At 46.5% G+C, this 20,769-nt stretch carries 18 protein-coding genes; 4 read left to right on the top strand and 14 right to left on the bottom strand.

Annotated features, from left to right (window positions below; translation table 11 throughout):
- Position 1 precedes the first annotated feature (1 nt).
- The 9 genes from phnD to phnG all read right to left on the bottom strand — a co-directional run bounded on the left by phnD (position 2) and on the right by phnG (position 7,770).
- The gene (gene phnD / locus BN4_RS03490; protein ID WP_015413970.1) at positions 2 to 883 is read right to left on the bottom strand and encodes a phosphonate ABC transporter substrate-binding protein; all 882 of its coding nucleotides are present in this window, start codon (positions 881 to 883) and stop codon (positions 2 to 4) included.
- 70 nt (positions 884 to 953) lie between these two features.
- Positions 954 to 1,775: a phosphonate ABC transporter ATP-binding protein gene (gene phnC, locus BN4_RS03485; protein ID WP_015413969.1), complete on the bottom strand. Its 822-nt coding sequence runs from the start codon at positions 1,773 to 1,775 to the stop codon at positions 954 to 956.
- Between the two features lie 151 nt (positions 1,776 to 1,926).
- Positions 1,927 to 3,087: an alpha-D-ribose 1-methylphosphonate 5-triphosphate diphosphatase gene (locus BN4_RS03480; RefSeq protein ID WP_015413968.1), complete on the bottom strand. Its 1,161-nt coding sequence runs from the start codon at positions 3,085 to 3,087 to the stop codon at positions 1,927 to 1,929.
- Positions 3,088 to 3,786: a phosphonate C-P lyase system protein PhnL gene (gene phnL, locus BN4_RS03475; protein WP_015413967.1), complete on the bottom strand. Its 699-nt coding sequence runs from the start codon at positions 3,784 to 3,786 to the stop codon at positions 3,088 to 3,090.
- Between the two features lie 11 nt (positions 3,787 to 3,797).
- A complete protein-coding gene (gene phnK, locus BN4_RS03470; protein WP_015413966.1) occupies positions 3,798 to 4,580 on the bottom strand; it encodes a phosphonate C-P lyase system protein PhnK in 783 nt (260 codons plus the stop codon).
- Positions 4,573 to 5,526, bottom strand: a complete 954-nt coding sequence (locus tag BN4_RS03465) for an alpha-D-ribose 1-methylphosphonate 5-phosphate C-P-lyase PhnJ (protein ID WP_015413965.1) — start codon at positions 5,524 to 5,526, stop codon at positions 4,573 to 4,575. The genes phnK and BN4_RS03465 overlap by 8 nt, the downstream gene beginning before the upstream one ends.
- Before the next feature lie 2 nt (positions 5,527 to 5,528).
- Positions 5,529 to 6,617: a carbon-phosphorus lyase complex subunit PhnI gene (locus BN4_RS03460; RefSeq protein WP_015413964.1), complete on the bottom strand. Its 1,089-nt coding sequence runs from the start codon at positions 6,615 to 6,617 to the stop codon at positions 5,529 to 5,531.
- 1 nt (position 6,618) lies between these two features.
- Positions 6,619 to 7,218, bottom strand: a complete 600-nt coding sequence (phnH, locus tag BN4_RS03455; protein WP_015413963.1) for a phosphonate C-P lyase system protein PhnH — start codon at positions 7,216 to 7,218, stop codon at positions 6,619 to 6,621.
- A 9-nt stretch (positions 7,219 to 7,227) separates the two neighbouring features.
- Positions 7,228 to 7,770, bottom strand: a complete 543-nt coding sequence (phnG, locus tag BN4_RS03450; protein WP_015413962.1) for a phosphonate C-P lyase system protein PhnG — start codon at positions 7,768 to 7,770, stop codon at positions 7,228 to 7,230.
- Between the two features lie 22 nt (positions 7,771 to 7,792).
- Here phnG and phnF point away from each other — a divergent pair, with 22 nt between their 5' ends.
- From phnF to BN4_RS03430, 4 genes are all read left to right on the top strand, one after another.
- Positions 7,793 to 8,518: a phosphonate metabolism transcriptional regulator PhnF gene (gene phnF / locus BN4_RS03445; RefSeq protein WP_015413961.1), complete on the top strand. Its 726-nt coding sequence runs from the start codon at positions 7,793 to 7,795 to the stop codon at positions 8,516 to 8,518.
- A 384-nt stretch (positions 8,519 to 8,902) separates the two neighbouring features.
- A complete protein-coding gene (locus tag BN4_RS03440; RefSeq protein WP_015413960.1) occupies positions 8,903 to 9,610 on the top strand; it encodes a DUF1045 domain-containing protein in 708 nt (235 codons plus the stop codon).
- Complete coding sequence (gene phnN, locus BN4_RS03435; protein WP_015413959.1) at positions 9,607 to 10,200, top strand: phosphonate metabolism protein/1,5-bisphosphokinase (PRPP-forming) PhnN; 594 nt, start codon at positions 9,607 to 9,609, stop codon at positions 10,198 to 10,200. The genes BN4_RS03440 and phnN overlap by 4 nt, the downstream gene beginning before the upstream one ends.
- 182 nt (positions 10,201 to 10,382) lie before the next feature.
- A complete protein-coding gene (locus BN4_RS03430) occupies positions 10,383 to 12,980 on the top strand; it encodes a PAS domain-containing sensor histidine kinase (RefSeq protein ID WP_015413958.1) in 2,598 nt (865 codons plus the stop codon).
- A gap of 85 nt (positions 12,981 to 13,065) precedes the next feature.
- Here BN4_RS03430 and BN4_RS03425 read toward each other — a convergent pair whose 3' ends face one another.
- The 5 genes from BN4_RS03425 to BN4_RS03405 form a co-directional block, all read right to left on the bottom strand.
- Positions 13,066 to 14,250 (bottom strand): HD domain-containing phosphohydrolase, encoded by a 1,185-nt coding sequence (locus BN4_RS03425; protein WP_015413957.1) that lies wholly within the window; start codon positions 14,248 to 14,250, stop codon positions 13,066 to 13,068.
- A complete protein-coding gene (locus tag BN4_RS03420; RefSeq protein WP_015413956.1) occupies positions 14,247 to 15,509 on the bottom strand; it encodes a response regulator in 1,263 nt (420 codons plus the stop codon). Before BN4_RS03420 ends, BN4_RS03425 begins: the two co-directional genes overlap by 4 nt.
- Complete coding sequence (locus BN4_RS17005) at positions 15,509 to 17,659, bottom strand: sensor histidine kinase (protein ID WP_015413955.1); 2,151 nt, start codon at positions 17,657 to 17,659, stop codon at positions 15,509 to 15,511. The genes BN4_RS03420 and BN4_RS17005 overlap by 1 nt, the downstream gene beginning before the upstream one ends.
- Before the next feature lie 2 nt (positions 17,660 to 17,661).
- Positions 17,662 to 18,774 (bottom strand): ABC transporter substrate-binding protein, encoded by a 1,113-nt coding sequence (locus BN4_RS03410; RefSeq protein ID WP_015413954.1) that lies wholly within the window; start codon positions 18,772 to 18,774, stop codon positions 17,662 to 17,664.
- 255 nt (positions 18,775 to 19,029) lie between these two features.
- Positions 19,030 to 20,757: an ABC transporter substrate-binding protein gene (locus tag BN4_RS03405; protein ID WP_015413953.1), complete on the bottom strand. Its 1,728-nt coding sequence runs from the start codon at positions 20,755 to 20,757 to the stop codon at positions 19,030 to 19,032.
- Positions 20,758 to 20,769 lie beyond the last annotated feature (12 nt).

The following is a 20,769-nucleotide window of genomic DNA, read 5'->3' as shown; positions in this document are numbered from 1 at the left end:
GCTATTGCTGAGCTAACTGCTTTTTGAGGCGTTTCAGATATCGAATGATGTCATAGTCGGCGTCGTTGGTGTGACGGTAGCCACCGTTTTGAAGTACGTTAAGTGCTTCCGGATCATCATTAATCTGCAACAGAGCTCCGGCAAAAGCTGCTTTGAGACTTTCCGGCAGATCTTTTCGGGCGGCCATGGGAGCACCTGGGATCAGGTCTGAACGTTCGATGATAGTGAAGTCATCAAGGGAAACGGATCCTTTTTCTATCATACGGTCCAAGTCAATATTATTGGTTGCGGCAACTTCGATGGAGTGGTTTTTGACAGCGAGGATTGACGCACCGTGAGATCCGGAGAAGCGAACTTCCTTGAAGTATTTTTTGGGGTCAACCTTCATGTCTCGAGCAAAAAGTACGTTGGGAACCAGGAATCCTGAAGTTGAATTAGGGTCAGTGAAAGCAAAGGTCTTTCCTTTGGCCTGATCCATGTTGGTGATACCGGAATCCTTGCGAACAATAATCAGACCGGTATACCCAGGTTGCCCTTTCTTGTTCAGTTCCATGACGAGGGCTTCCGCATTGGCTTTTTCAGCTGCTTCTGTATAACTTTTAGGGCCGAAATATGCAAAATCAATGTGCTTGTTTGCCATGGCAGTGATAATACCATTGTAATCAGAAGCTGTGAATATTTCCACTTTCACACCGAGGGCTTCTTCCAATTTTTTGGCAATAGGGCGAGCGCGTTTGGCAGAGTCGGCAGCCCCTTCGGTAGGTATAAATCCTAATTTGATGGTTTTGGGCCATGCAGAGTTGTCGGCACGCGACAAACCGGGCAAGGCAAAAGTCAGTACAAGAGCTGTAGCCATAAAGATTTTGAGGAATTTACCAAACATTGAGACTCTCCTGGGTTCTGTTAAAATTGTTAGCATGCTGTCATGGCAGAGTGAAGGAATCGTCTATTGATCACGCTGCGGACAGCTCTTCCAGAGCTTCATCAGCTTTATCTCCGTAGATGCAAGAGACCGTTGTCGTGTCGAGGTCCCTACTTGTGCCGTCAAAGATCAACTCTCCTTTGGACATGCCAAGGATGCGTTTGCCGTAGCGTTGGGCAAAGTCAATATGATGGAGGTTGACCAGGACCGGGATGCCTTTTTCTTCATGAATTTGGGAAAGAATTTGCATGACTGTTTCAGAACTTCTAGGGTCAAGGCTGGCAATGGGTTCGTCTGCCAGAAAGACCTCTGGTTCTTGAGCGAGGGAACGGGCGATCGCCACGCGTTGTTGTTGACCACCCGAAAGAGCATCGGCTCGACGATAGGCCAGATCGGCAATACCGACTTGCTTGAGGCACTCGAAGGCGAATTCCCGTTCATGCTTGGGAAAGATCCTGAAGATGGAAAGCCCCCGATTGATGGGACCTGCATTGAAACGAAGACGGCCGACCAAAACATTTTCTAGGACAGTCAGGCGGCGAACGAGATTGAATTGCTGGAAGATCATGCCTACACGGCGGCGGACCTGTTTCAATTTTGTTCCGTTTACAGTGGTAATTTCTTCGCCAAAGAGTGACAACTGTCCCGAAGTGGGACGGATAAGTCTGTTGAGACAACGGAGCATGGTTGATTTTCCGGCTCCGGAAAGACCTATGACGACAACAAAATCGTTGTCGTTGATGGTAAGGGAGACATCTTTCAAGGCCTGTGTTCCGTTCGGATAGACCTTGCATAATTTTGTGGCCTGGATGGCTTGTGCTGTCCGGTTATTGGGCAATTCAAGAGATTTCATCTGGCGGCTCCGTAACTGCTATAAAAGATCGGGTTGGATTATAGTGGATGACACTTTTCTTCACACATTGTGTCAGCATATCCGACTTCGGCTACGGTGGTATTGAGGTTCTGTTACTGTTTGATGTGAATTACGCGCGATGTTGTTGCACTTACGCCGCATTTTTTTGGTTTATTTCAAAGGACGTTGGAGAGTCGGTAGACCATGTTTGTAACACTGCGGGGATATTTTCCACTTCTCGGGCACGAACAAGGTCGGCCCGTTTGCCGAGCGCTATCTCTCCTCTGTCATGAAGCCCTGTCACTTGGGCTGGATTCAGGCTGATAAGTGCAATTGCCTGGTGCAGCGGAATGTCCATTTCTCTGTTCAGTGTGAAGGCACCTGAAATGAGGCTGGTCGGTACATAATCCGAGGAGAGAATGTCCAGCAATCCTTCGGCGGCGAGTTGCCTGGCAGAAACATTTCCGGAGTGAGAACTGCCTCGGACAACATTGGGCCCCCCCATGACAATTTTAATGCCCGCTTTGCGGGCAAGTGACGCTGCCAGAAGTGTCGTAGGGAACTCAGAGAGGGTAACTTTTTCCATTTTGGCTTGGGTAATATGTACGGCCAGCGTATCATCATGGCTGGCCAGGGGGAGAGCTCGTTGTTGGCATAATTCAACTATCATCTGCCTGTTACCTTCCGCGCACGATCGTTGAGTCGTAATAAGGCGCTGGGAAACTTCATCAAATTCTTTGTCACTCCATCCTTGCTTATAATATTTACGATAGACGTCAGTGTCCGTGAATTGGCGTTGTCCTGGTGTGTGGTCCATGAGCGAGACAAGCATCAAGACTGGATCATTTATGTGGGGGCTAAGAAAATCCATGACTTTTGGGTCCGAGTACTCGCAACGTAGATGGAGTTTATGGTCTGACTTGAGGATTCCTGTAGAACGGGCTTTGTTTAAGGCGTGGATACTCATGTCGAGAATTTGTGTTCGTTTTGGCCCGTCATGGTATTCCCCTAATGAGACAGCATCAAAGACTGTGGTGATGCCTGCTGTGAACATGTGCGCATCGTGGGCGAGCACGGCGCTTAACGGGTCAGGCCAGAAGACTCCCGGCCGCGGTTCGAGTTGTTGCTCAAGATTATCTGTGTGGAGTTCGACAAAACCAGGCAGCAGGTAGTCTCCGTTGAAATCAACGGCTGATTTATGTGAGCATGGGCCTGTATCAATGGCATCAATGATGCCGTTACAGACGCGGAGTGCGCCAGTCACAATCTCGTCGCGCAGGACGATACGAGCATTCTTGATGATAAGATTCATTTATGCAGCCTCCTTGAAGCTACTCATGTGAAACAGTCTGTCCGCGATCAAATTGCGGACATGTTTATCATGGAAAATTCCAACAATCGCAGTCCCTCTTGATTTGGCTTCTCTTATCAACTCAATCACTCTTTCGCAGTTTTCCGCGTCCAGTGAAGCCGTTGGTTCATCCAAAAGGAGGATGGGATATTCAAGGCTGAAACCGCGTGCTATATTAATGCGCTGCTGTTCTCCTCCTGAGAACGTGGCAGGTGGAAGGGACCAGAGTGTTGCAGGGATGTTGAGTCGTTTTAAGAGAGACGCCGCACGCTCACGCGCAGAGCTTCGATCACTTGTAAGATTGAAAAATGGTTCTGCAACAACATCAAGAGCAGAAACCCTTGGGACCACTCGCAGGAATTGACTGACATAACCCAGAGTCTGTTTTCGTATTTCAAGAATTTCTCGCGGATTGGCTGTCAAGACATCAACATACTGTTTGTTATGGAGTATTTTGAGGCTTCCCGATTGTGGCTTGTAGTTGCCATAGAGGGAGCAAATGAGTGAGGACTTTCCAGAACCGGAGTGGCCCGACAGGGCGACGCATTCTCCGGCTTGCACATCGAGATTAAGAGCAGAGAATACCGGAATGACAATGCCTCCTTGAGTATGCAACGTGAATGTCTTACTCAGATTATTGATGGAAATTCTGGTACACATGAATCAATTCCCTATGCTTGGAGTATGGAAGAAACAAGAAGTTGAGTATATGGGTGCTGTGGGTCATCAAGCACTTGATCCGCGAGTCCGGTCTCGACGACTTCACCCTTTTTCATTACCATAAGCCTGTGTGCCAGCAGTCGGGCTACAGCAAGGTCATGGGTGACTATGACCACGGAGAGGCCGAGCCGTGTCACCAGGTCGCGCAGAAGATCAAGCAGGCGCGCCTGCACTGAGACATCGAGTCCTCCAGTTGGTTCATCCATGAATATTAATTTGGGGGAGGTCACAAGATTGCAAGCTATTTGCAAACGTTGCTGCATCCCTCCCGAGAATTCTCTTGGAAAATGATCAATTCGATCGGTTTCAAGCTCGACTTCTCTCATCCAGTAGAGAGCTTTTGATCGTATCTTGCTATAGTTGCGGAGTCCGGTGCTCATGAGTCGTTCACCTATATTGGCTCCGGCAGTCACTCCCAGTCGGAGGCCATCGCGTGGATTTTGGTGAACGACGCCCCATTCGGTGCGCATCAATTTACGTCTGATCGGTTCAATAACGGAATGAATATCTATAAGTCCGAATTCCGTGGATTGATATTCAATCTTCCCGGATGTTGGACTGAGTTTTCCGGAGAGACATCCCAGAAGTGTTGACTTCCCTGACCCTGATTCTCCGACAATCCCCAGAACCTCTCCGGGCCAGAGTTCCAGATCAATATTGTGACATCCGATCATTTCACCATAACTTTTTGAAAGTCCGCTCGTTGTGATCAGTGGATGGGGTCTCTTAAACATGAGGAGACTCCGGAAAGTTTTTTTCTTTTTTGAGTGTTATTATATCTGTCCGATTGGCCATGGAACCAACATATCCTTTGCATTGGCGTTTTGAGCAGTAATCAGTATCTGAACAGACGAACATTTTTTCTCCATTATCATTGAGGATAACTTCATCCAGGTAGCTGTCTTTGGCTCCGCAGAGCCCGCAGCATTCTTTCCATGTTTCTACCGAGAAAGGGTGGTCCTCGAAATCAAGGCTTTTGACATCCGTATAGGGTGGGACTGCGTAAATTCGTTTTTCCCTGCCAGCTCCGAAAAGATGAAGGGCTGGACTCATATGAAGTTTGGGGTTGTCAAATTTGGGAATGGGTGAGGGGCTCATGATGTACCTGCCGTTAACGGTCACCGGGTACATGAAGTTGGTCGTAATGCGGCCGTGTTTTGCAATGTCTTCATAGAGTTGGACATGCATGATCCCATATTCCTGGAGGGCGTGCATGGTTCGGGTTTCAGATTCCCTCGGTTCGACCCAACGTAAAGGTTCAGGTATAGGCACCTGGTAGATCATGATCTGGCCTTCGGAAAGCGGCGTCTCCGGGATTCGGTGACGAGTTTGGATTATGGTAGCTTTTTCAGTCTGTTCAGTGGTTTTGACCTGTGCGACTCGAGAAAAGAAGTGGCGGATGGAAATGGCATTTGTCGTGTCATCCGCCCCTTGATCAATGACCTTGAAAATATCATCGGAACCGATCACGCTGGCTGAGAGTTGGATGCCGCCTGTTCCCCAGCCATACGGCATGGGCATTTCTCGTCCGGCAAAAGGAACCTGATAACCGGGGATCGCCAGAGCCTTGAGAATCGCACGGCGGATCATTTTTTTGGTTTGTTCATCCAGATAGCAGAAGTTGTATCCATCATCAGGGATTGGAGACGATGTGGATGATCTGTCATATGTGGGCTTCATGCTTACTCCTCGTTTTTATCTTGCGCTTTACGAGCAAGAACTGCATCGCGCATGGAGCGAATCATGATTAAATCTGATTGAAAATCAACATAGTGGGGTAATTTGAGGTGTTGTACAAAACCTTGAGCCTCGACATTGTCACTATGGGAGAGCACAAATTCTTCATCGTGTGATGGAGCCGAAATTTCTTCGCCTAATTCTCGTGCCTGCAGAGAGCGGTCTACCAAAGACATGGCTAAAACTTTTCGTTCATTATACCCAAAGGAAAGTCCATATCCTCTTGTGAAGTGTGGAAGTTCAGATTGAGAATCAGTGAAACTGGTCACCATTTCGCATTCAGTGATAGTGATTTCGCCTATTTCGATCTCAAAACCGAGTTCGTCAGGAATAATGGCTATTGGAACTTCTCCCATGCGTATTTCTCCGACAAAGGGATGATTATCTCCAAATCCACGTTGGCTGGAATATCCGAGAGCGAGCAGGAATCCTTCGTCACTTCGAGCGAGGTTTTGAAGCCGGATATCTCGGTTTACAGGGAAAGATATGGGATCACGGGTGATATCACCGACAGTCTTTGGAGTCTCTTCCAGTTCTCCCAATAAGTTTTCAATTTTCAGGATATCCATGACTCGAGGCATAGGGTTATCAGGCATCTCACCAATTGAGGTTTCAGGAGCTTCAGACTCGGCCGCGAGCTTGAAATCGAGTAATCGGTGGGAGTAATCGAACGTGGGACCGAGTATTTGCCCCCCAGGAATATCTTTGAAGGTCGCAGAGATACGACGCCGAATATGCATGGATGTGCTCTCTATCGGATTGGAAGCATAAAAACGAGGAAGGGTGGTTCTATAGGCACGCAACAGGAAGATTGCCTCGACCAAATCTCCTCGTGATTGCTTGATTGCAAGGGCTGCCAGTTGAGGATCGTACAACGACCCTTCGCTCATGACCCGGTCCACAGCGAGTGTCATTTGTTCCAGAATCTGTTTGACCGTCAGCTCTGGTATACTAACATTCCCACGTCGTTCCTCGGCCATGAGGCGATGGGCTTTTTCGATGGCCCGTTCCCCTCCTTTGACGGCGACGTACATACTAAGCTCCTACCTGAACTGTTCTGGGGAGTGATACTATTTCTGTGCTTGTAGCCAGAATCACATCATATCCGAGTGGGAACCGTTTATTGTTTATTTGGAGATCATGCCAAAAGGTCGAGCTTAATCCGCCTACGCGTATCTGTGTTGAATCCTTGATTCCTGGTCCGGTCAAAGAAATTCCATTACCGACTTCGATGGCCCCAACCTGAATGATAAGAGTCGCTGAGCGGTCTGGATATTCAAATTCTCCAGGATTGAACTTCTCGAGGTCTGGGATTTTTATCCCGTCCAGAATAATAGCAAAGGCAGCTGCCTTTTGGTCGCTTATGATGGGAGTGCCACAGTGGAATTGAAGGTAGGAGCGAACTTCTTCCGGGGCGTCTCGATCAATCCAAAGAGGTGTTTCCATATCTGTCAGGGCCAGGCAAACTGCAGCAGCGGCAGGATGCAAGAGAGCTGGTGGTTGTGGCCAATGACCGAGGGCTGTCACTGTCCCCGGACTGGACATGGTTCTCAATATGGCTCTGAAAATTCTTTGGTTATCCTGAGGAGAGTTCGTGTAACTCTGATCAGCTGTTTTGAGGGGAGTTTCTTGCATATGTGTGCCTCAGTTCTCGCCGCGAACCATGGTGAAAAAATCCACTTTGGTTGCAGCAGTTTTTTGGGCTTGGGTTCGCCACTTCTTTTCGATTTCAGCTTGTAAGGGAGAGAGTATTTCTCGAAGAATGGTAGGACCATATTCATCGGACTGAAGCAGTGCGTCATAGAATGCTGCCAGTTCCGCGTGACGTTTATCGCGCCCAATGACATATCCATGTCCTACAAGGTGAGCGCCCGTTTTTATGGAACAGCGTGTCATGGTCATTTCACCAAGATTGAATTGCTGCCCCGTTCCATCGGCTTTTCCGCGAATCATGATCATACCTGTTTCCGGGGTTCGCAGGTAGACGTATTCAGGTAGACTGCCTAAGCCTGCAAGAGCATCCTGTAAACATTGTGGGTGTGTTCTTGACAATATTCCCATCCATTTCTTCCGGTTTATCTCAAGACCATCTGCATTGTTGGTGACTTTGTTCTGTTCCATTTCAGTGACATCCTTTCGGGGTATCTGGACATCCATTGGAGCCTGTGATTCTGCTGGAATCAGCATGTCTTTTCAGGAGGTGAAGGTGATGCTCGCTCGTGGGACCGGTATTGCTTTGTGGCGACAGATTTGTTCGAGGTTGGAGAAGGATATTGCGTCCGCCGTCTTTGCTCCGGGTGACCGTCTGCCCTCTGAAAATCATCTTGCTGGTGAATTCGGTGTGAACCGACACACTCTGCGACGTGCTCTCGCTTTTTTGGAGGAAGAAGGGCTTGTCAGGATAGAACATGGACGGGGGGTATTTGTTCGGGAGCCGATCATTCATTACCCTGTGGGGCGGCGAACTCGGTTTAGTGAAAATTTGTCCCAACAAAGGCGTGTTCCCGGAAATGTATTTATTTCCTCCGTTGATATGGAAGCAGATGGAGTTGTGTCCGAGGCGTTGGAAGTCACAACAGGTTCTCTGGTCACGTGTATCACAAGCGCGGGAGAAGCCGATGGGCGTCGAATTAACTACTCTCATTCCTATTTCCCTCGGTCGATTTTTCCCAGGATGGCAGATGTCTATGTGGAAACAGGGTCGATTACCCGGACCATGAAAACTTTTGGGGTGCACGACTATTTTCGCAAGAAAACGCGGATAATCAGCAGAATGCCAACAGCGGAAGAGGCAAGGGAACTTGGCCAGCCCAAAACGAGGCCTGTATTGATCACTGAGAGTGTCAATGTCATTGGTGATGGTAAGCCTATCGAATACGGGGTCTGTTTGTTTGCCAGTGATTGGGTACAGATTGTTGTTGAATCCTCTGCATGATATCATTGGGTCAAATCCTTGTTTGTCATTCGAAATGTCATATGCAGCGATATCTCGTGAGTCGATGGATACTGCAGGATCAAAAGACAGGCATTAGACAAGTTTTGTTTTTGTCTATTTTTCAATATAATTTCAACGAGTTGTAACTTTATTGTCATTTTTGTTTCAAAAAAGACTTGGTTCTGTGTTTTTTCCAATCAAATGGACTTGTATTCATGAGTTACAAAAAATGATTTTCGATCGCCGGTATAATCAAAGCTGGGCGTCTGCGATTTGATTGGTGGGATTGGTCTTCGGGGTGTATCTGAGTGGCCTTCGAATATTTCAGAAGACTTTTGTCGAGGATTTCCACGACAAGTATGAAAGGGAAGCTAAGGTAATGTGATGGAAGGACGGTTTGCGGTCTATTTCTCACCTGAAAAAGACAGCGATCTTGATCAGTTTGGAAAATGGTGGTTGGCACGATGTGCTGAATCCGGACAGTGTTTCGAGTCCCCTCGACTCCGTACAATCAGTTCGGAAGACATTCTTCGCTTAACGACTGTGCCGCGACAATATGGGTTTCATGGAACTCTTGTTGCTCCATTCATTTTGTCATCATCCTGCACGGAATGGCAGTTGATCCGTCATGCTACGGAGTTTGCCCAACAGCAGAAGGCATTCTTTCTCGAAGGTTTCAACATAATAGAAATCGGCAATTTTTTAGCGTTGGTTCCTGAGGATTATGAACAAATAAATTCACTTGCAGATTCTTGTGTGCGAGCTTTCGATTCTTTTCGTGAGCAACCGACGCTTGCCGAGATGGAGCGAAGGAGAGCCAAGGGGCTTACCCCTGTCCAGGAGCGGCTTCTTGCTCGATGGGGATATCCATTTGTTTTAAGCGAATTCCATTTTCACCTGACTCTGACTGACTCCATACGTGACCGGAAGATGCGAAAGAAGCTTATCAGAAGCCTCAACGACCATACTTGGAGGTTGAGAAAACAGTCTCATTTCGTCAGTGAATTGTGTCTTTTTTATCAACAGAGCAAAAAGACACCTTTTATGCTCATTCATCGTATTCCATTTGGCAAAAAAGAGGTTGAACAGTGAAGAATGGACGATTGATTTATGTTGTCGGACCGTCTGGTTGCGGAAAAGACAGCGTCATAAATTATGCAAGGGCACGATGCCCTGGAAAAGAAGCAATCTTTGCCCACAGATATATAACCAGACCCATTACCCTTGGGAGTGAGAATCACATTTATTTGCACCCTGATGAATTTAAGGCTCGATTGGATAGGAATCTTTTTGCGCTCCAGTGGGACAGTCATGGATTTCGATATGGGATCGGCGCGGAAATTGATTTGTGGATGGATGCCGGATTTCCCGTAATCATGAATGGTTCAAGGGCATATCTTTCTGAAGCATCATCACGGTATCCGAATATTGTACCGATCTTGGTTACTGTTGAAACAGAAATTCTCCGCCAACGGCTTTTGGCCCGAGGAAGAGAAAGTGGTGAGGAGATTGAGAGTCGTTTGCAACGGGCAAACGCCTTTGGGGTTGAACATCCTTCTCTTCAAACCATCGATAACAGTGGAGAGCTTGTTGAAGCTGGTGAATCCCTTCTCAAATTGGTCAGGGGAAAACTGACTCGTGTCAGACATGGTGATCAAAACAAAATTTCTTTTTCCCATTGAGGCCTGAAACTTTTTAAGACTTTTCTTATATCCCGATTGCGTTCGCAACCTCACAGCATCGTTTCATGTGGAATGATTCTCTTTAATAAAGAAAATAAATGCATGAATGCCATATCTCTCGTAAGCTCAGCTGAAGCTCGACTTGTGTCGTGTGTGTTTGGATCATGAAGAGAGGGGATAGAATGGTTGGCCGCAAACGTCGATTCGCATCACTGGCTTTGATAATGGTCCTGCTGGTGGGAGCAGTGTCCATGTTCAGTACATATTTGTTGTATGAAACATCCCTTAATGAGCAGAAAGTTCGCCTGCATGAACTCGTACAGAGCCAGGCTGCATTACTGACGGAATTAGGACAGATTGCACAGGGTGTTGAAGGAGATGGGGTTGGTGGCGTTCCTTTGGATACTCTTTTGCACCACCTGAGTCATGCGTATACAAAATTTCAGATAGAGAGCGATGCTGGCGAATTGACGATCGGTCGAAAGTCTGACGAGGATGTCAGCTTTCTGGTTGTGAATGGCAAAGCAGTAACGCCAGCCAATTCCAACGCGCAAATCTCTTACGAGAATCACTATGCTATCCCAATGAAGGCTGCATTGGAGGGGAAAACTGGAACTGTGATCGCCCTTGATTACAGGGGAATAGAAGTTTTGGCAGCTTACACTCCTTTGTTTTTTCAGGATGAAACCATGGGGTTGGTGGCAAAAATTGATATTGATGAGATTAAGGAACCCTTTATCAGAGCCAACCTCATTATTTTCGGCGTAGGAGTAGCGTTGACTCTTTTGGGGTTGATTGTCTTTTTCAAACTCAGTGAACCGATCATCAGGGATATCCAACTTCGTGAACAGAACTATCGTGATTTGGTCCAGGGGGCGAATAGCCTGATTATTAGGATAAATGAAGATGGGAAAATTACTTTTGCCAATTCTTTTGCTCGAAAATTACTAGTTGGTGAGGAAGGAGAATTGGTCGGTAGGGATTTCATGTCATTTTTAGGAGCTGCACAGGGACATGGGGGGCTTGATGTTGTTCTTCAATTCTTTGAGCAGGGGGAAAACTATAGTGAGTCGGCGTTGACACTCTATAATGATAGCAATGGTTGGGTCTCATGGACTGTTCGTCTTATTGAAGAGTATGGTCGCCCTCGTGAATTGCTTTGTATCGGGAGTGATGTCACCAAATTGCATCGTGCCAATGAGGCTCAGCGAGAGATTGAGGAGCGTTTTCGTGCCATAGCCAAGGCTTCACCTGTGGGGATTGCCATCACGGACATGGAGGGAAATCTTATTTACGCCAATGAGCGTATGCATGAGATGACCCAAACAACAGCTGTGGACCTCGCTGGAAAAGGGTGGCTGGATCGAATCCATGCTCATGATAAGGCTGTTGTCAAAACTCAGTGGCTTCGGGGGAAATTTGTTCATTCCAACCAAGTTGAGATGCGGTTGGTGACCAAAGAAAACCTCGAAATTTGGGTCTTGGGACAGATTGTCAATTTACGGAGTATACAAAAGGAAATTGTAGGTAAGGTCCTTACATTTACAGATATAACGCCCATAAAAGAGGCGGAGCAGGCCATGCGGCAACTGACGGCAGCCATGGAACAGGCTGCTGAAGTAGTGATTATTACAGATATCAAGGGAATCATTACCTACGTCAACCCTGCATTTGAAGTGATTACGGGCTTTTCTCGGCAGGATGCATTAGGAAAGACTCCGAACATCCTCAAAAGCGATGACCAGAACGAGGCGTTCTATAAGGAGCTATGGGAAACTATAGCTCGCGGTGAGGCTTGGAGTGGGCGTTTTGTCAACCTGAGAAAGAATGGTCGACGGTATACTCAGGAAGCAAATATCGGCCCTATCCGCAATCATGACGGACAAACCACAGGGTATGTCTGCGTGGCAAGGGATATCTCTGATCAACTTGTCGTTGAAGCACAATTGAGACAAGCTCAAAAGCTTGAATCAATAGGGGAATTGGCGGCAGGAATTGCACATGAGATAAACACGCCAACGCAGTATGTCACATCGAATCTTCAATTCTTGGGTGACTCATTTGATTCTTATTCAAAGATGATGGAGCGGAGTCGGGAGTTGGTTCATTATATATTGGAGCGATGCAAAGATACCCCGGATGAGGGTTTGCAGGCTCAAGCCGAGTCGACGCTTGATCTTAAAGAAATAGAATATCTTTCAGAGGATGTGCCTAATGCATTGAGTGAATCCGAAGCCGGTCTTAAAAGAATTGCAGAAATTGTTCAATCTGTAAAACAACTTGCTCACCCCGGTGAAGTCTCAAAGAGCTATCACAGCCTCAATAAAATAGCCCAGGACGCGGCAACTGTCTCCACTAATGAATGGAAATATATTGCCGATATTGAATATTATCTTGATGATACCCTTGCGAGTATCTTTTGTCTCAAGGGAGAGGTGGGGCAGGTCGTTTTGAATCTTATTGTCAATAGTGCCCATGCAATTGAAACTAAAGGGGCCGGAGGGGAAGAGAGAGGGACCATTACGCTCAAAAGTTATCAGGAAGGGAGTATGGCTGTTCTTGAGGTCAGTGATACAGGAATTGGTATGTCTCCTGATATAATGGAACGTGTTTTTGACCCATTCTTCACGACCAAGGATGTGGGCAAAGGGACAGGGCAAGGATTGGCTATTGCACATAATGTCGTGGTGAACATGCATGGCGGCATAATGCTTGTTGAGTCCAAGCTTGGTATAGGGAGTACGTTTATAGTCAAGTTGCCTTTTGAAGAACAGAATTGATATTGAGTGGTTTTCTCTTGCAACAAACCGGCAGGGCAGAAGGTTTTATCTCCTTCACTCCCGGTTTGTTGTTTTTGTTACAGTACTAATTGGTTTGTTCTTCAACTGCCTGTTCAGCCTCTTCGGTTTCCTGTTCAGGAACCAGGACAGTTATCTCATCATTGATACCGACTTTTTGGGCGAACATTTGAATATGTCCAATTTTGTCTTTATCAAGCTCAAGGCTTTTGCGCAGAAGCATCGCACCTTGATTCGAGATGACATCTTCATGGAGGACCATACCAGGCTCAAGCTCAGTAATTCGGATAGTCTTAATGGCGTACCGTGCTTCCACTCCAAGCATTCCTTCAAGATAATACATCAACTCGGGATCGTAGAAATCACTGTTTTTTTCCAGGCTCAGGAATGCTTGCTGGGGATTTTTTTCAAGCTGAAGGGCCAGATCGTAATCCAGAGCGATTTTAAGGATACGTCCCCCGAGTGGGATATCATCTTCCTTTTTGGCATCTCTTGGGGTTCCTGATCCATCAAATCCTTTGAGTTGATAGGCAATCATATCAGCAATTGCGCCCATACGAGGCAGTTTGGAGAGGAGGCTCTGGGCAATTCCAGGATGCATTTCGTACATCTGGGTCTGTTCCGGGGAAAGTTCTGCTCCGCTGATAAGGGCGTCCAGTGTGCCGGGGGGTAATATAAGGGTTCCTAGCTGACAGAGCATGGTCGCAATATCATATCGCCATAAATCCTTAACTTCTTTTTTCATTGCGAGATATTTGACGGAGCGTCTGACCCGGTTTATCTGCTCTCCGGCATGGGGATTGACCATGGATGTAATTTCACTGAGCAGTTCAACACTTCCTTTGAGAGTCTTTTCTAGCAAGACTCGTTTGGCTGTGACCAATTCATATTGCTTGACGGCTTCGTTGACGTGCTGGAGCAATGTTTCCTTTTCACATGGTTTTGTGAGAAATCGAAAGACATTGCCATCATTGACAGCTCGGATAGCGTTATCAAGATCTGCATATCCTGTGAGCATGACCCGAGTTGTTTCAGGGCTGAGGCGCTTCACTTCATTGAGAAATTCAATGCCATTCATTTTTGGCATTCGATAATCTGACACTACGGCAGCAAAAGGATTACTCCTATCCAGCCGTTTGAGCGCCGCTTGAGGGTCTTGTTCCACTTCAATTTCGTATTTGTCACGCAACTGGCGACGTAACGCTGAGAGCACATTGGGTTCGTCGTCTACGAGAAGTACGCGGGCGCTCATTCTTTACTCCTTGTCAGCATATTTTTTATTGATTCAGGGTCTGCACTATAAAATTCTCCAACTCCAAACCAGTGATCCTCAAGGTATTTGAGCCACTTTAACATCTTGGATTCATCATGGATAATGGGGGCTAATCCTGATTTTAATTTGATCTTGACGTAATCATCATTAAAAACCACAAAATTGTGATCAATGATATTTGCCACTGAAAGGTACATGGTCAGGCTTCTGTCCATCTTGTTGTGAGAGTGATGGTAACCGATCCCGTGGACAACTTCAGGAGAGACTCCCCACAAGCCCATCAGATAGGCACCGACCTCGGCATGGGAAGTCTTGTATACTTTCCGCTCCAAGTCATAGACGGGGCCCCCTTTGGTCGCGGCTATATTGAGTACCGCACCATATTTATCAGGGAAGTAGCTTGCCAGAATTAGTTTCCCTACATCGTGCAGCAGACCTGCCATTCTGCATTGCGTAACTAGCCTTCTGTCCTCCCCTTCGCATTCTGCTATCAGTCGTGCGATATTCGACACTCGAAAACAGTGCTCCCATAAAAGGGTCAGATTGAAGTTGGGGAGTGTTGATTCATCATACATTGAAAAAAGGTGTGTGGAGAGCACCAGGGATTCAATCGTTTCCAATCCAAGCATGGTAATAGCTTGATGCACTGAGGCAATATGTGATGGCAGACCAAAAAAGGGAGAATTGACTAGATTAAGAATTTTAGCCACCAATCCGACATCCTGAGTAATGAAGCTTGCTATCTTGTCGATGGAAGGAGCTTTGCTGTTTAATTCAAGTTGTATTTCTTGAAAAACTCTTGGGATGACTGGGAGGGATTCTATTTCAGTAACAAGGTTGAGCATGGTTTCGTCAGTCAGAACTGAGCGGGAGAGGAGTGCTCCTTCTATTTTTTCTATCAAATTATCGGCTTCGCACGGTTTGGATATGTACTGGTGAACTGCGCGAATACTGCGAATGACTTCATTGAGATCGACCTGACCGGAGAGTGCTATTCGAATGATTCCCGGATATTTTTCTTTGACTCGAGTAAGAAGTTCTGCCCCATCCATACCAGGCATACGTATGTCGGAAATGATGACATCATACGTTTTTTCTTCAAGCATTCTAGTTGCTTTACTACCTGATTCGATAAAATCCATTGCCCATTCATCGTGTTTTGCTCGCAGCATGCGTTTGAGAGCGGCGAGAACGTTCGGTTCATCATCAACAAAAAGAATATGTATCTGACTCTGCATCAGGCTTCTCCGGATTTGCCAAGTGGTAAACTGATAGTGCAATCAGTGCCGATTCCTTCTCGACTTTGTATTTCAATAGTGCCTTTGTGTCGATCCGTCACGATACCATAGCTTAAAGCGAGTCCCTGACCAGTCCCCACTCCGACATCTTTCGTCGTAAAGAAAGGATCAAAGACTCTTTCTAACAGTGCTTTGGGAATGCCAATACCATTATCACTAATCTGAATAATAATATGATCTCCTTTGACTTCGGTATGTATTGTTATTTTCCCTTTTCCTTGAATTTCTTCGTATTTTTTTTTGACTGCGTGAGCCGCATTTATGATCAGATTCAGAAAAACCTGATTGATGTCATTGATGAGACAAGGCACAAGAGGAAGATTCGGTTGAAGGTCAAAAAATATTTCTGAATGATATTTCCATTCATTTCTACAGACTTCACTCGTGTTCTTTAGTGCTTCATTGATATCGGCGAGGCGTAGTGAGTCTGACCCAGGGTGCGAGAATCGTTTCATTGCCTGGACGATAGTCGTTATCCGTTCGATTCCTGCTCTGGATTGGGCAATGGCCAAAGGTGTTTCTTCGAGCAGAAACTTGATATCAATAGTTTCCTGTAACATATTCATTCTATGGGCTATTCCCTCAATATCATGGCCATTCGCTTCAGATTCACAGATCGCGGTGCTTAGTGTCAAAAGCTTACTCAGCGATTCGTAGGAACTACTGATAAATCGCAGATTATCCGCGATAAATTGTGAAGGTGTATTGATTTCGTGTGCGATTCCAGCTGCAAGACTCCCTATACTTTCAAGCTTTTGGGCATGCGCCAATTGCCGTTCGATGGCTTTGCGTGCGGTTATGTCGAACATGGTCACGACATAGTGGGGGCGATCATGTATTTCCAGTTCAAGAACAGTTTTGATCACCGGAATGATACGATTATCTTGCCTATGCAGTTTGAATTCTGCATGCAGATTATTTGTTTCAAGGGCAGAGCATTGATGTTCTTTTGTCCCTTCAGTATGAGGGCAGAGGTATTTATAGCAGGAATCTCCAATGATAATTTTGAGTGGAACACCGAAGATCTGTTCTGTAACGGTATTTGCCCAAGTGATAGTTAATGTCTCCTTATCAATAAAGAGAACTGCAGCTTCAATGCCTTCGAGAATAGCTTGCAAAAGCTGCTGATTCTTTAGGAGAGCCTGTTCGTATTCTTTTCGACTCGTAATATCCTTGACCATAATAAAGAAAATTACGGCGGTGAGAACGAGCGCACTCATGCCAGCTGCTATCCACCAACGAAGATTGAGAACAGGTTCGAAAAGTTTATGGTAATCGAGGTGTAATACTAGAATCCAAGGGAAATCACGACTGTGATGATGCAGATGTGGTTTGGCAATGATCAGTTCTTTAAGCCCTGATTTTGTTCTATGGACAAAGGAATTTTGACCATTCTTGATTTTATTGAACAACGCTGTATCAGCATAGTGGGCAAAAGTTCTATGTAGGGCTGTAGAGTAAAGGAATTCACCTTGAGGCGTCAGGAGGTCTATTCGGCGTGTCGCCATTTCGACTTTTTCCATTCCTCCGCCTCTGACGAGTGCTGTCATTGTGCAATTGGCTCGAACCACACCTTGTGTAACCTTTTTGTTATCAACAATGCTCACGGCAAATGTGAGAAGTTTTGCACCACTCCTTTGTTTGGTAAAGGAAAAGGCTGTTCCTTTTTCTTTGACTTCTTTCCACCAATCCTGGTGAGCGATATTTTCGTTGACTGGTGCTGTGGATGCGACAACATTTCCTTCATAGTCAGTCAACTGAATATCGCGGAACAGGCGATAACCGAATTCGGTTTCAAAAAAATTAATGAAGTATTGTCTTAGCTGATCTGAAAGTTCGTCATATCCGATATGCTTGGCGGACGAGAGCATGTCCGCTCCTTTCGTAATGGCGAAAAATTTGATGTATTCTTCAGTAAAAATGAAATTATGGTGCAGTCTGTCAGTGATTTTGTCTCCCACCAGGTTACTATCGAAAATGATGCGATCCTTCAGTGCATTATAGCTTTGCTGGTAAACAAAGGCCGTAATAACGAGGAGAAAAAGTGCGAATGCGCTGATCAGAAGAGTAAGGCGGGTAGTCAAGCGCATTTTTACCGTCCCATGTATTTCACATGTTTGTTGACAATCTGAGCAGGGTACATTGGAAATCCAAAATCATTGGAACCAAGTTCATTGACAACATCACCAAATATCCCAGGGTAGACGAAGCCGGCGCGCACTGTTTCCATGATGGCATCAGGTGTGGGACCGGCTTCTTCTAAAATCTGAGCCAGGAGGTTAATCATGTCAAAACCTATGCCGGAGTAATGGCTGAGCGGGCGGGAAAATTCTTTTACGTAATCATTTCCGACCTGTACTGCATAGGGATAAGAAGGATTATATATGAGGGGGGCAGAAAGGTGAACCCTGTCCAACGCTGGTAACTGAACAAAATGAGGACTGGCTATACTGTTCGGTCCGATAAGAGGTGTGTCCGGGCGTATCTTTCGCAGAATCTCAGCAAGTTTTCCGATTTGCTGGGGGAAGCAGGTAAAGTGGATGGCATCACATGGCTCCATAAGGCTGAGTTCTTTTTCCAGGGTTGCGTCTATTGTTTTGAAAGGTATTTGTTCAGTCTGGACTCCTTCTTCTCGTAAGAGCTTTCCCAGAATTCCAGCAACGGAATTGCCATATGTGTTGTCGATATGGACGAGACATAGCTTTTTTGCCTGCAATGACTCGACTATGGGGAGGACTGCACAGCTTTGAGCTGTGGCATTGGGCCAATAGCGTATTGAGTAAGGAGCATTTTCCACCAGTCCATCAGCCGTGGCCAGAGTTGCGAGCTGTGGGACTTGTAGTTCTGTAGCCAAAGGAACTAAGGCTTCTGTTATGTGGCTGTATATATTGATAATTGCAGATGGAGAAACTGTTGCAAGTTCTCGAAATTGTCGCTGAGCCAAAGCTGGGTCACCTTTGCAGTCGCGATAATACAGTTTGATATGCCGTCCGTTAATGCCATTCCCGGCATTCAGTCTCTGGATCGCGAATTCCATTCCGTTAAGGACTTCTCGTTCAACTTTGAGTGGAAGTCCTTCTTCAGTAGAAAGAATGATAACTGCACCGATAATGATGTCGTTATCCCGCGAACACCCAGACAGGAGAGGCGCTGGAAGTAGTAGTATGACAAGAAATATCATGGTGGTAGATATTCTCAACCCCATTTCTCCCTCCTGTTCGTTTGGAGTGGGTGAATGGTTCAAACCATATCATACTTGGAGATCATAATGTCTTATTTTTTCCCCATCCATTATGGTGCTCATTGGGGGATATTTAAACGTAATTGTCTTCGTTTGTGCATTATCAAACTCCTAACAATTTTTGGAGATTTGCTACAAATCCAACTCAGTGCTCATGGAATTTGACGTCAGAAGGGCATCCCGAAGGATGCCCTTGATTTTTTCTTTATAGTTTCAGGATTACTTGGCTTTGCCTGCCTTCCATGCTTCTATGAGTTTGTCGTAGTCGACTGTTTCACCCTGAGGTTTTTCATTGGCCAATTTGGCTTTGGGGGATCCCGGTTGGTTCAACCAGTAGGATTCATCCCGTGGTTTATTCAGTTTGGGACCGCATTCGCCGAGGATGCCTGCGCGTTCAAGTCGCATCATTATCTTGTCCTGTTCCTTGGCCAAGTTATCCATGGCAGTGGAAACCGTGACTTCTCCAGCAACGGCTTCACCTATATTCTGCCACCAAAGTTGCGAGAGCTTTGGGTAGTCGGGAACATTGGTACCGGTCGGTGTCCAGGCAACGCGGGCTGGTGAACGGTAGAATTCCACGAGGCCTCCCAGTTTGGGAGCGCGTTCGGTAAAGGACTTGTCTCGAATGTCCGAGTCTCGGATTGGGGTGAGTCCGACATGAGCCTTCTTCAGGGAAACAGTCTTGGCCACGCAGAATTGTGCAAAGAGCCATGCGGCCTGACGTCGTTTGATTGGTGTGGATTTCAGCAGAGTCCATGCTCCACAATCCTGGTATCCAAGCTTTTGCCCTTCTTCCCAATAAGGGCCATGCGGAGAGGGGGCCATACGCCATTTGGGAGTGCCATCGGCATTGACAACAGGGGTACCTTCCTGAACCATAGAAGCAGTGAACGCCGTGTACCAGAATATTTGCTGGGCGACATTCCCCTTGGCCAGGGAGGGAAGTGATTGATAGAAATCCATGCCTAAAGCGCCTGGGGGGGCATATTTGCGGAGCCACTCCATATATTTACGCAGAGCATATTTCGCGGCAGGGCCGTTGGTTGCTCCACCACGAGAGACAGAAGCACCGACAGGGACGCATCCGTTGACACGGATCCCCCATTCATCAACGGGCTTTCCATTGGGAATGCCTTTGTCTCCGGCTCCGGCCATGGAGAGCCATGCATCAGTAAATCTCCAGCCCAAGTCAGGTGCTTTTTTGCCGTAATCCATATGGCCGTAAATGGCGACACCATCAATTTCCCTCACGTCTTCCGTGAAGAATTCTGCAATGTCTTCATAAGCAGACCAGTTCACAGGGACGCCAAGATCATAACCATACTTGGCTTTGAATGCCTTTTTGTATTCGGGGTTTTGAAACCAATCATACCGAAACCAATACAGATTCGCGAACTGTTGGTCAGGCAACTGGTAGAGCTTGCCGTCCGGGCCGGTAGTGAATGATTTTCCCATGAAATCGTCAATGTCGAGTGTCGGCAGGGTCACGGACTTACCTTCCCCTTCCATCCAGTCCGACAGATTGACAACATGACCACCACGGAAGTGTGTCCCGATCAAGTCGGAATCATTGATGTACGCATCAAAAACATTTTCGCCGGATTGGAATTGAACCTGAAGTTTTTCAATGACATCACCTTCTTGAATCAGGTCATGTGTGACCTTGATGCCGGTAATCTCATAAAAAGCTTTTGCGAGTACCTTGGATTCATACTCATGGGTCGGGATTGTTTCTGAGACGACCTTGATTTCCATACCCTTGAAAGGGGCTGCGGCTTTGATGAACCATTCCATTTCCTTCATCTGTTCCGCTTTGGTCAAGGTCGATGGCTGGAATTCGCTATCGATCCATTTTTGGGCAGCCTGCATATCTGCCATGCCGATGCTGGCCAGGCTGAGGAATGCCACTGTGAGCATCCCCGTCATCAGTAATCGCCGCAACTTCATACGTACCTCCGT

It is taken from the genome of Pseudodesulfovibrio piezophilus C1TLV30, assembly GCF_000341895.1.
Classification (GTDB): domain Bacteria; phylum Desulfobacterota; class Desulfovibrionia; order Desulfovibrionales; family Desulfovibrionaceae; genus Pseudodesulfovibrio; species Pseudodesulfovibrio piezophilus.
This window is presented reverse-complemented; position numbering and strand designations above follow the sequence as displayed.